At 62.3% G+C, this 12,419-nt stretch carries 7 protein-coding genes; 1 reads left to right on the forward strand and 6 read right to left on the reverse strand.

The window, feature by feature from the left end:
* Positions 1–57 precede the first annotated feature (57 nt).
* The 3 genes from uvrC to CXR25_RS10320 are packed head-to-tail and all read right to left on the reverse strand — an operon-like array spanning position 58 to position 7,321.
* Positions 58–1,917, reverse strand: a complete 1,860-nt coding sequence (gene uvrC, locus CXR25_RS10310) for an excinuclease ABC subunit UvrC (RefSeq protein ID WP_009881378.1) — start codon at positions 1,915–1,917, stop codon at positions 58–60.
* Positions 1,910–4,780 carry an excinuclease ABC subunit UvrA gene (gene uvrA, locus CXR25_RS10315; RefSeq protein WP_009881379.1) on the reverse strand — a complete coding sequence of 957 codons (2,871 nt, stop codon included), beginning with the start codon at positions 4,778–4,780 and terminating at the stop codon, positions 1,910–1,912. The genes uvrC and uvrA overlap by 8 nt, the downstream gene beginning before the upstream one ends.
* A gap of 15 nt (positions 4,781–4,795) precedes the next feature.
* Complete coding sequence (locus CXR25_RS10320) at positions 4,796–7,321, reverse strand: DEAD/DEAH box helicase (protein WP_083248743.1); 2,526 nt, start codon at positions 7,319–7,321, stop codon at positions 4,796–4,798.
* 66 nt (positions 7,322–7,387) lie between these two features.
* On the opposite strand from CXR25_RS10320, the gene CXR25_RS10325 reads away from it, so the two are divergent.
* Positions 7,388–7,678 (forward strand): YciI family protein, encoded by a 291-nt coding sequence (locus CXR25_RS10325; RefSeq protein WP_096145592.1) that lies wholly within the window; start codon positions 7,388–7,390, stop codon positions 7,676–7,678.
* A gap of 110 nt (positions 7,679–7,788) precedes the next feature.
* Here CXR25_RS10325 and CXR25_RS10330 read toward each other — a convergent pair whose 3' ends face one another.
* The 3 genes from CXR25_RS10330 to coaE form a co-directional block, all read right to left on the reverse strand.
* Entirely contained in the window at positions 7,789–8,850 is a 1,062-nt protein-coding gene (locus CXR25_RS10330) for a TerC family protein (RefSeq protein ID WP_096160749.1), read from the reverse strand.
* Positions 8,851–9,052: 202 nt separating this feature from the next.
* Positions 9,053–11,185, reverse strand: coding sequence for an excinuclease ABC subunit UvrB (uvrB, locus tag CXR25_RS10335; RefSeq protein ID WP_125240541.1), 2,133 nt, complete (start codon positions 11,183–11,185; stop codon positions 9,053–9,055).
* A 65-nt stretch (positions 11,186–11,250) separates the two neighbouring features.
* Positions 11,251–12,411: a dephospho-CoA kinase gene (gene coaE, locus CXR25_RS10340; RefSeq protein ID WP_096167334.1), complete on the reverse strand. Its 1,161-nt coding sequence runs from the start codon at positions 12,409–12,411 to the stop codon at positions 11,251–11,253.
* Between the last annotated feature and the right edge of the window lie 8 nt (positions 12,412–12,419).

Below are 12,419 nucleotides of genomic sequence, written 5' to 3' on the forward strand. Positions count from 1 at the left end.
TGTCGAGGACTACTCTAGATCAGTTGACTGCTGGAGGGCTCAGCGCCGGCCAAACTGTCACTCGGCCAGGGCCGCGGCAACCTTCTCTGCGAGGGCCTGGCCGATGCCCTTGACCTCGCACAGCTCTTCGATGCTGGCTGCCCGCACCTTCTTCACTGAGCCGAAGTGGCGCAGCAGTGCGGTCCGTTTGGATTCGCCCAATCCGGAGATGTCGTCGAGGACGGAACTCGTCATCGCCTTCGCCCGCTTCGAGCGGTGGTAGCTGATGGCGAAGCGGTGCGCCTCGTCGCGCAGGCGCTGCATGAGGAACAGGCCTTCGGAGTTGCGGGGCAGGATGACGGGGAACGGATCCTCGGGAACCCAGACCTCCTCAAGACGCTTGGCCAGACCTACCACCGAGATGTCGACGATGCCCAGGTCGTGCAGTGCTCGAGTCGCCGCCGCCACCTGTGGACCGGCACCGTCGACGACGAGGAGGCTGGGGCGGTACCCGAAACGTTCGTCGGGTTCATCGGAGCTCATCTGCTCGAGGTAGCGACTGAACCGACGTGAGACGACGTCGTACATCGACGCCGTATCATCGGTGGCAGCCTCACCGTGGATGGCGAAGTGACGGTAGTCGCGCTTCTTCACCAGCCCGTCTTCGAACACCACGAGGGAGGCGACGACATTGGATCCTTGGGTGTGGGAGATGTCGATGCATTCGATGCGCAGAGGGGCCTCAGGCAGCGACAGGTATTCCTGGATCTCTTTGAGTGCCGTGCTCCGGGTGGTCAGATCGGAGGAGCGTTTGAGCTTGTGCTGGAGCAGGGCCTCCTTCGCGTTCTTCGCGACGGTCTCAAGTACGGCCTTCTTCTCTCCGCGTTCCGGGACTCGGACGGTGACCCGGGAGCCGCGCTGTTCGCTCAGCCAGCTCTCGAGTGATTCGATATCGGCGGGGACGGTGTCGACGAGGATCTCGCGGGGAATCGCGTCCGCGTCGAGACCTGTGTACGCCTGGCGGAGGTAGTCGGTGGTGAGTTCGGCGGGGCTGTGATCGTCGGAGCGTTCGATGATCCATCCGCGCTGACCGCGGATGCGGCCCTGCCGGACGTGGAAGACCTGCACCGAGGCTTCGAGCTCCTCGGTGACGAGCGCGAACACATCGCAGTCGGCGTTGACGGAGAGGACCACAGCCGACTTGTCGAGGACCTTCTGCAGTGCGGTGATCTCGTCTCGCAGGCGTGCCGCCCGTTCGTAGTCGAGTTCCTCTGCGGCCGAGGCCATCTCCTTCTGCCGGTAGCTGATGAATCGCCCGGTGTTGCCGGACATGAAGTCGGAGATGCTGCGCGCCAGGTCCTTATGACCTTCCACGCTGATCTGCCCCACGCAGGGGGCTGCACATTTGTCGATGTAGCCCAGCAGGCAGGGTCGGCCGCTGCGTTCGGCGCGTCTGTACACCCCGGCGGTGCAGGTGCGCATCGGGAAGGCCCGCAGCAGCAGGTCGAGTGTGTCCTTGATCGCCCACACCTGGGCGAAGGGACCGAAGTACTTGACTCCCTTGCGGCGCTTTCCGCGGGTGATGAAGGCCCGGGGAACCTCATCGTTCATTGTGATCGCCAAGTACGGGTAGGACTTGTCGTCGCGGAACATGACGTTGAACCGCGGATTGAATTCGTTGATCCACGTCCACTCGAGCTGCAGCGCCTCGACCTCGGTGTCGACGACAGTCCATTCCACAGAGGCCGCGGTGTGGACCATCGTCGAGGTGCGCGGGTGCAGCTGGGCAGGATTCGAGAAGTACGAGTTCAACCGGTTGCGGAGGTTCTTCGCCTTCCCGACATAGATCACCCGCCGGTCGGGGTCGCGGAACTTATAGACCCCCGCCGAGGTTGGAATGCTGCCCGTGGCCGGGCGGTAGGATGCTGGGTCAGCCATCGAGCATCGCTTTGAGGAACCGCCCCGTGTGGCTCTTCTTGTTGCCGGCCACCTCTTCTGGTGTGCCCTGGGCGATGATCTTTCCACCGCCTCGTCCGCCTTCGGGACCCAGGTCGATGACGTGGTCGGCATTGCCGATGACATCGAGGTTGTGTTCGATGACGATGACGGTGTTGCCCTTGTCGACGAGTCCCTGCAGGACATGCAGCAGCTTCGAGATGTCTTCGAAGTGCAGGCCTGTGGTCGGTTCGTCGAGGACGTAGGCGGTGCGGCCGCGGGAGCGCTTCTGGAGTTCGGCCGCGAGTTTCACACGTTGGGCTTCGCCGCCGGAGAGCGTGGTCGCCGGCTGGCCCAGACGGACATAGCCCAGGCCGACCTCGACCAGCGTGTTGAGGTGACGGGAGATCGCGGGGATCGCGGCGAAGAATTCAGCACCCTGTTCGATGGGCATCTCCAGCACCTCGGCGATGGATTTGCCCTTGAAGGTGACTTCAAGCGTTTCCCGGTTGTATCGGGCTCCCCCGCAGACCTCACAGGTGACGTAGACGTCGGGCAGGAAGTTCATCTCGATCTTGATCGTCCCGTCGCCGCTGCAGTTCTCGCAGCGTCCGCCCTTGACGTTGAAGGAGAACCGGCCCGGCTGATAGCCGCGGATCTTGGCCGATTCGGTCTCGGCGAACAGGCGCCGGATGCGGTCGAAGACGCCCGTGTAGGTCGCCGGGTTCGATCGCGGGGTGCGACCGATCGGCGACTGGTCGACGTGGACGACCTTGTCGAGGTTGTCCAGTCCGGTGACCCGCTTGTGCCGACCCGGCACCCGTGAGGCACCGTTGAGGACGTTGGCCATCTGGGTGTAGAGGATTTCGTTGACCAGCGTCGACTTGCCGGAGCCGGAAACGCCGGTGACGGCGGTGAGCACCCCGAGCGGGAACGAGACGGAGACATCGCGAAGATTGTTTTCGACGGCCTTCTCAACTGTGACGACACGGTCCATGTCCACCGGCCGACGGGTCGTGGGAACCTGGATCGACCTGCGACCGGCGAGGTAGTCGCCGGTGATGGAGCGGTCTGCGTCCTTGAGCCCGGGAACCGGGCCTGAGTAGATGACCTCTCCCCCGTGCTCGCCCGCCCCAGGACCGATGTCGACGATCCAGTCCGCCGAGGCGATGGTGTCCTCATCGTGTTCGACGACGATGAGGGTGTTGCCGAGTTCTTTGAGCTTGTTCAGAGTCTCGATGAGGCGCCTGTTGTCGCGCTGGTGGAGACCGATCGAGGGTTCGTCGAGGACGTAGAGGACCCCGACGAGGCCCGAACCGATCTGCGTGGCCAAGCGGATGCGCTGGGCCTCACCGCCGGACAGGGAGCCGGCAGGGCGGTCGAGGCTGAGGTAATCGAGTCCGACATCGAGGAGGAAGCCGAGTCGGGCGTTGATCTCCTTCATCACCTGAGCTGCGACTGCTGCGTCACGGGAGTCCAGTTCCAGCTGCGAGAGGAACTCCGCGGATTCGTCGAGAGCGAGCTCCGAGACCTCGGCGATCGACTTTCCGCCGACCTTGACCGCCAGGATCTCCGGTTTGAGGCGGGCTCCGTTGCAGCTGGCACAGGGGATCTCACGCATATAGGACTCATAGCGTTCCCGCGACCAGTCGGACTCGGTTTCCTCGTGTTTGCGCTGGATGTACTGGTAGACGCCTTCGAACCCGGTTGAGTAGGTGCGTTCGCGGCCGAAGCGGTTCTTGTATTTGACGTGGACCTTGTAGTCCTTGCCGGTCAGGATCGCTGACTTGTCCGCCTTCGACAGGTCCTTCCACGCGGTCTTCATGTCGAAACCGAGTTCGTCTCCGAGACCCTTGAGGAGTCGGTTGAAGTACTTCGTGACCTGTTTGCCGCCGGCCCACGGGGCGATTGCTCCCTGACCGAGGCTGAGGTCCTCATCGGGGACGACGAGTGTCTCATCGACCTGCAGTCGAGTGCCGATGCCGTCACAGGTCGGGCAGGCGCCGAAGGGTGAGTTGAATGAGAAGGTCCGCGGCTCGATCTCGTCGATGGCCAGGGCGTGCTCATTCGGGCACGACATGTGCTCAGAGAACGTCCGAGTGATGCCTTCGTCGACCATTTCGACATCCATGCGGCCGTCGGCAAGACCGAGTGCCGTCTCGACGGAGTCGGTCAGGCGCGGGCGCAGTCCCGACTTCGCCACCAGACGGTCGACGACGACGGAGATCGTGTGCTTGTACTGCTTTTCCAATGTGGGTGGTTCGCTGAGGCTGATCTGCTCACCATCGACGATGGCGCGGGCGAATCCCTTGGCCTGCAGCTCGGTGAAGAGGTCGACGAACTCGCCCTTCCGGGACCTCACGATCGGCGCCAGGACGAGGAACTTCGTCCTCTCCTCGAGTTCGAGCAGCTGATCAACGATCTGCTGTGGGGTCTGTTTGGTGATGATCTCACCGCACACGGGACAGTGCGGCACACCGATCCGAGCCCACAGGAGGCGCAGGAAGTCATACACCTCGGTGATGGTGCCGACCGTGGATCGGGGGTTGCGGGACGTCGACTTCTGATCGATCGACACCGCCGGTGACAGGCCCTCGATGAAATCGACGTCGGGCTTGTCCATCTGGCCCAGGAACATGCGGGCGTAGGAGGACAGGGACTCGACGTAACGGCGCTGCCCCTCGGCGAAGATCGTGTCGAAGGCCAAGGAGGACTTCCCCGACCCCGAGAGACCTGTGAAGACGACCATGGAGTCGCGGGGCAGGGCGATCTCCACGTTCTTGAGGTTGTGGGCGCGTGCGCCCTTGACCCACAGAGTGTCGAGATGTGACACGCCTGCAGACTGCTCACCGCTGTTAGTTTTCATCACCTGTCCACTGTATTACTCGGCACTGACATTGCTTGAATGGGGACGGGCACTGATCTCTCCGACCGCGAGGATTCGGAGCACGATGTCTCCGGCTTCATCACTCGCGGGCACATCCACCTCGGCGTCGATGGCCCAGTCCCTGTTGTCATCGGGATCGGCCAAGGTCTGTCGGACGGTCCACGTCTGTGAACCAGGTTCGATCGAGATATATTCCTTGCCTCTGGCCTTCCCGTCGGTGAGGAGGTCGCCGTATTCCTCGTAGAAGTCTTCGATCGCGTCCTCCCAGGCTGTGGCGTCGAAGCCGTCCTCGGCATCGAGGCGGCCCAGCTCTGCGTAGTCGGCGCGTTCGGCCAGCAGCACCCGGTGGAACAGGGCGTTGCGGACCTCGGCGGTGAAGACCTTCACATTGTCGGAGAACTTGCGGTCGAGGTCGGGCAGCTCCTCGTCGGCGAAATCAGTCGGGGACAGACCCTGCAGGGTCCGCCATTCGTCGAGCAGGGATGAGTCGGTTCTCGCGATCGTCTCCCCCAGCCATTCGATGATGGTTGAGAGCTCCTCATTCCTGTCGTCGGCGGGAACATTGTGCGTCAGTGCGCGGAAGACATCGGTGAGGTAGCGCAGGAGGCTGCCTTCGACCCGGGTGAGACTGTAATAGCTGACGAACTGGGTGAAGCCCATCGCCTGTTCGATCATGTCGCGCACGATCGACTTCGGTTCGAAGTTCCCGGCACGCAGCCACGGGTGGGCCTCGATGAAGTGTTCGAACGCGGGGTCGAGGATCTCTGCCAGCGGCTTCGGTCCTTCGATCTCGTCGAGTATCGCCATGCGTTCCGGGTATTCGAGACCGTCGGCCTTGAGCTCGGCCAAGGTGTCCTTCTTGATCCTGTCGAGTTGGCCCTTGAGGACGGGGAATGGCACCGGTGTGGTGGATTCGACGAGGGAGACCACGTCGAGGGCGTAGGTCTCCGCTTCCGGCTCGAGCATTTCGAGTGCTGCGAGCACGAAGGGTGCCAGCGGCTGGTTGAGCGCGAACTGCGGTCCCAGATCCGTGGTCGGGACCAGTTCGCCGTCCCTGACTTCGATGAGTCCGGCGTCGATGAGTGAGCGCCCGATTCTCAGGGCTGTGAGTTTGAGGTCGAGGTGACGTTCCCGGCTTTCGTGGGTCTTGTCGATGAAGCGGCTGATCGTGGACACGTCCGAGCCCGGGCGGGCGACGAGGTTGAGGATCGTCGAATGGTCGATCTTCATGCGTGAGCGCAGGGATTCCGCCTGGGACTCGATGAGCTTGGTGAAGGTCTCCTCGGACCACCCGACGAACCCGGCCGGTGCGGACTTCTTCTTGACCTTCTTCTTTTTCTTGTCTGTGTTGGCCGCTTTGGCTTCTGCCCGCATGTTCTCGATGACATGCTCGGGCGCCTGTGCGATGACGTAGCCGCGGGTGTCGAAGCCGGCACGTCCGGCACGGCCTGCCAGCTGTTGGAATTCGCGGACGCTGAGTTTGCGCATCTTCCGGCCGTCGAACTTCGTCAGCCCTGTCAGCAGTACGGAGCGGATGGGAACGTTGATGCCGACGCCGAGCGTATCGGTGCCGGAGATGACGAGCAGCAGCCCCTTGAGTGCGAGCTGTTCGACCAGCCTGCGGTATTTGGGCAGCATGCCTGCGTGGTGGACGCCGACGCCGTGCAGGAGGAGCTTGCGCAGGCTCTGCCCGAATCCCTTCGCGAAGGTGAAGCCCTTGATGGCTGCCGCGATCGCAGCTTTCTGCTCCTTCGATGCGAGATCGACGGACAGCAGGCCGGTGGCGAGGTCGATGGCCCCGGCCTGTGAGTAGGACACGACGTAGACGGGGGCCTTGTCGTTGCGCACGAGTGAGCGCAGGGTGTCGGAGAGGGTCTCGGTGGAGTATTCGTAATCGAGAGGAACCGGTCGAGTCGCCGAGGTGACGACGGAGCTGTCGCGACCGGTGGTGTCTTCCATGGTGCGACAGATTTCACTCGTATCGCCCAATGTGGCCGACATGAGCACGAACTGTGCCTGGGGCATCTCGAGGAGAGGAACCTGCCACGCCCACCCGCGTGAGGGGTCGGCGACATAGTGGAATTCGTCCATGACGACCATGCCCGCGTCGACCAGTCCGCCTTCGCGCAGAGCCTGGTTGGCCAGGATCTCTGCCGTCGCGCAGATGACGGGGGCATCCCCGTTGACCGTGGAGTCGCCGGTGATCATACCGACGTTCTCAGCGCCGAAGGCGTCGATGAGGGAGAAGAACTTCTCACTCACCAGAGCCTTGAGCGGGGCCGTGTAGTAGGCACGGATCCCACGGGTGAATGATTGGTAGAGAGCGAACAGAGCCACGAGGGACTTGCCCGAACCTGTGGGGGTGGCCACGATCGTGTTGTCCCCGGCCAGGATATTGAGGATGGCTTCGTCCTGAGCAGGGTACGGTTCGATTCCCAGCTCCTGGCAGTAACTGCCGAAGGCCTCGTACACTGCGTCTTCATCAGCGAATTCCGCTGGGATCTCCTGCAATCGCACCACAACTATGCACAGACCTTTCCGTTTAGACTGATGTCCATCCTATTGATCGAACCTCAGGAGTTTCAGATGCCGGTTTTCGCTGTCAACTATGTCTATGGTCCAGATACTGACACCCGGATGGAATCACGGCCCGCCCATCGTGCGTGGCAGTCCGAACTGTACGAAGCCGGAACCGTTCTGGCTTCAGGACCTCTGGACAATGATCCGGCCCCCGGCGGTCTTCTGCTGATGCAGGCTGCGAGCCGTGAGGACATCGAAGCTCATCTGGCCAAAGACCCCTATGCCTCCGTCGGTGTGATCGACGAGACGATCGTTCGGGAGTGGACACCGGTCTTCGGCCCATTCTCCCAAGCCTGAGGCTGTTCTCGGCAAGCTGGCCGCCAGGCCCTCTTGCCCATGTGCGCGGGTGCTCTCCCGAGGGAGGTCACCCGCGCACAGTCGCATCTGCTGCGAGAAGGAACAGCCGCTCAGTCCTGCGAGTCGTCTGAGTCCTCGGCATTCGTGCTGCGGATGGGGATGCCTTCCTTCTTCATCTTCGCCAGGGAGGCGAGCGTCGCCACAGCCATGGCGACCACGATGAAGCTCAACGACAGCCACGTCGGCACCTCAGGGATGTTGCTGCCCCAGGACAGGAACTCCCAGTCCGACTCGTGCAGAGCATGGATGAAGAGTTTGACGCCGATGAAGGCAAGGATCGCCGCAATTCCGTAGTGGAGGTAGACGAGCTTGTCGACGAGGCCTCCGAGCAGGAAGTAGAGCTGACGCAGCCCCATCAGTGCGAAGACGTTGGCGGTGAAGACCAGGAACGTATTCTGTGTGACTCCGAAGATCGCTGGAATCGAGTCCAGCGCGAACATGACGTCTGTGGATCCGATCGCGATGAAGACGATGAACATGGGCGTCCAGTACTTCTTGCCTTCGATCGTCACGCGCAGGCTGTTGCCGTGGTATTCGTCGACGACGTTGATCCGTTTGCGCAGAAGGCGGATGAGCCCGTTCTCTCCATCGCCTTCGTCCTCATCACTGAATGCCTGCCTGTAGGCGACGATGAGGAGGAAGATGCCGAAGATGAAGAAGACCTCGACGAATGCGGTGATGATCGCAGAACCGGCCAGGATGAAGATGCCGCGGAAGACGATGGCGATGATGATGCCCACCATGAGGACTTCCTGCTGATACTTCCGCGGAACCGAGAAGCTGCCCATGATGATGATGAACACGAACAGGTTGTCGATGCTCAACGAGTATTCGAGCAGCCAGCCGGTGAGGAATTCGCTGCCGTGTGTGGCGTCTCCGATGGCGAAGAGCGCACCGGCGAAGATGATGGCGAGGCCGACGTAGAAGGCGACCCAGATGCCGGCTTCCTTCATCGAAGGAGTGTGGGGGCGCTTGATGACGAGAAGGAGATCGAAGACGAGGATGGCGACGACGACGATGCCCGATGTGATCATGAACCACGGGGGAATGGCGGATTCACCCCCAGCTGCGGCTTGACCGCCTGCTGCGAGTGTGGAGGACAGGATATCCATGAATGCCTTTCAAAGGTGTCGGGAGCGTATCCGTGCCGAAAGTCTCTCCCACGCTAAGTCCACTGCAGCAGTGGCGGCGTGCGCTCCGCGCCCGGACCCTCTGTGGGATCGTGATGACGAGCACGGATGGACGGGATACTCCCTTTCGCCAGCCTTACCAGTATAGTCGCGTGGCTGCTCGTGCACTTGCACGCGGGTCGAATCAGGCGTGCCCGGCCTGCTTCATCTGCCGCAGCTCCTGCTTGAGATCCGAGAGTTCGTCTCTCAGCCGTGCGGCGAGCTCGAACTGGAGCTCCGCTGCGGCTGTGTGCATCTGCGAGGTCAGGGACTCGATGAGTTCGGTCAGGTCAGCAGCAGGTGGGCGCAGCGATCCCGACTTTCCTGCGGCCTGGCGCTGTTCATCGGTCAGCGTCGAGTTGTATCCGCGTTTGCCCTTGCCGTAGTCGAATTCGGTGAGGAGCTCACGCGTGTCTGCGTCCTCGCGCTGCAGGCGATCGGTGATGTCCGCGATCTTCTTGACCAGCGGCATGGGGTCGATGCCGTGTTCCTTATTGTGAGCAACCTGTATTTCACGTCGGCGATCAGTCTCGTCGATGGCCTCTCGCATCGACCGGGTGATCGTGTCGGCGTACATATGCACCTGGCCGTTGATATTTCGAGCCGCGCGACCAATCGTCTGAATCAGCGAAGTCGCCGAACGCAGGAAGCCTTCCTTGTCGGCGTCGAGGATGGCCACCAGGGAGACTTCGGGCAGGTCGAGACCCTCACGCAGAAGGTTGATGCCCACGAGCACGTCGAACTCTCCGGCCCGCAGCTCGGTCAGGAGTTCGACTCGGCGCAGAGTGTCGACGTCGGAGTGAAGGTACTGAACGCGCACATCGTGTTCGAGGAGATAGTCCGTGAGGTCCTCGGCCATCTTCTTCGTCAACGTGGTGACTAGGACTCTCTCCTGGGCATCGACGCGGGTTCTGATCTCGTCGAGCAGATCGTCGATCTGTCCCTTCGTTGGTTTGACGACGATCTCCGGATCGACCAGGCCTGTGGGTCGGATGATCTGCTGGACATAGCCGTTCGCGTTGCCCAGTTCGAAATTGCCCGGGGTCGCGGACAGATACACGGCCTGCCCGATGCGTTCACGGAACTCGTCGAATTTCAGGGGACGGTTGTCCATCGCACTGGGCAGGCGGAAACCGTGTTCGACCAGGGTGCGTTTGCGCGACATGTCGCCCTCGTACATGCCGCCGATCTGGGGCACCGTCACATGGGACTCGTCGACGACGAGGAGGAAGTCTTCGGGGAAGTAGTCGAGCAGACAGTTCGGTGCCGATCCGGCGGGGCGTCCGTCGATGTGGCGGGAGTAGTTCTCAATGCCGGAGGTGAAGCCCATGGACTCCATCATCTCGAGGTCGTAGGTGGTGCGCATCTTCAGGCGCTGTGCCTCGAGGAGCTTGTTCTGTGATTCGAATTCGCTCAGCCGCTTCTGCAGCTCGTCCTCGATCTCACTGACGGCCCGACCCATCCGATTCTCACCGGCGACATAGTGCGAGGCGGGGAAGACGTGGATGGTCTCCTCCTCACGGACGATCTCACCGGTCAGCGGGTGCAGCGTCTGCAGGGATTCGATCTCATCGCCGAAGAACTCGATGCGCAGGGCCAGCTCCTCATACTGCGGGATGATCTCGACCGTATCGCCCCTGACCCGGAAGGTTCCGCGAGTGAACGCCATATCGTTGCGGGCGTACTGCATCGACACGAAGCGTTTGAGCAGTTCGTCACGGTCACACTGCTCGCCTCTCTGCAGCGTCACCATCCGGTCGACATATTCCTCCGGTGTGCCCAGACCATAGATGCAGGACACGGTCGAGACCACGACGACGTCACGCCGAGTCAGCAGGGAGTTCGTTGCGGAGTGGCGCAGCCGCTCGACCTCGTCGTTGACCGAGGAGTCCTTCTCGATGAAGGTGTCGGTCTGAGGAACGTAGGCTTCAGGCTGGTAGTAGTCGTAGTAGGAGACGAAGTACTCAACGGCGTTGTTGGGCAGCAGCTGTCGGAACTCGTTGGCCAGCTGCGCGGCCAGGGTCTTGTTCGGCGCCATGATCAGCGTCGGGCGCTGCACCTGTTCGATCAGCCAGGCTGTGGTCGCGGACTTGCCTGTACCGGTGGCACCCAGGAGAACAATGTCCCGCTCCCCCTGATCGAGGCGTTCGGAGATCTCGGTGATCGCCGTGGGCTGATCACCGGATGGGGAGTATTCGGACACGACTTCGAACGGGGCGACTGTGCGCGTGACATCAGGCCGGTGGCCGATGGCTGGAAGGGGACGTTCTGAGCTCATGGTCCAACACTAGCCCCCGCCCATGACACAGTGAATTGTTGGGACGAGACTCCGGTGTGGACGGTTCAGTCGAAGCTGGCTGGGACGAGCTGTCGGCGCATCGCCAGGAAGTAGGGTTCCTTCGCCTCCGCATAGCCGTGGGAGTCTCCATGATCGGCATGTTCGTGGGCCAGAGCTCGTTTCAGCTGCTCATACCTGCGTCGTTCGCTCTCGTCGCTGCTCAGCAGCTCAACGAACTTCCGTGCGAAGGCGGCGCCGACGGAATCCGTCGTTCGGACGTGGAGGTTGACTGCCTGGCCCGGGTCCGTGTTCGCGTGAAATCGTTTGGCCTCCTGCTGCCCCTCGCCGAGGTTGTCGACCGAATCCTGGCCGGGAAATCCCAGCTCCGCCAAGCGGTCGGACAGATCACGTGCAACGCCGAGATCGGGGACGAGGAGCTGCAGATCGATGATGTCCTTCGCCGCGAGATCGGGCACCGCTGTTGATCCGATGTGGTCGATGCGGAAATGATCGCCGAGACCGTGGTGGAGTTTGGCGATGATCCGCTGTGCCTGCAGAGACCAGTCGTGGCCACCGGGCTCGACGAGTTCGGCCGGTCCGCGCTGGGCACGTTTCCGTTTGGCCAGATTGGCCGCAAACGGGAAGATCCGGTCTTCGACCAGCCGGGCGACGGTGTCCCGGGTGTCGCTGACCTCTCCCGCGTTGTCGATGATGACGTCGCAGACCGCGTAGCGCTGTTCATCGGTAGCCTGGCGGGCAATGCGTGACTCTGCATCGGCGCGGTCCATGCCTCGGGCGCTCATCAGCCGCTGCAGTCGAAGTTCGGCTGGCACATCGACGAGGAGGTTGAGGTGGTAGGACGGGGTCATCCCGTTCTCGACGAGAAGGGGGACATCGTGGACGACCACATCGGCGTCGGCATGTTCGGCGAAGTGTGCGATCGTGCGATCGCGGATGGCCGGATGCATGAGGGCGTTGAGTGCCGCGGTCGACTCTTCGTCCCCGAAGGCCGCGGCCGCCAGCTGAGCTCGGTCGAGTCCCCCATCGTCGGCGATGACGTCCTCACCGAACCGCTGGGCGAGCTGAGCCAGCAGCGGCTCTCCCGGTGCGACGACTTCACGCGCGATCTTGTCGGCGTCGATGATGGCCGCGCCATGGTCGGCGAGGATCTCGGAGACGGTTGACTTCCCGGCACCGATGCCGCCGGTGAGACCTATTTTCAACATGCCTTCAG

The sequence above is a fragment of the Brevibacterium aurantiacum genome, assembly GCF_003932995.1.
Taxonomy (GTDB): domain Bacteria; phylum Actinomycetota; class Actinomycetes; order Actinomycetales; family Brevibacteriaceae; genus Brevibacterium; species Brevibacterium aurantiacum.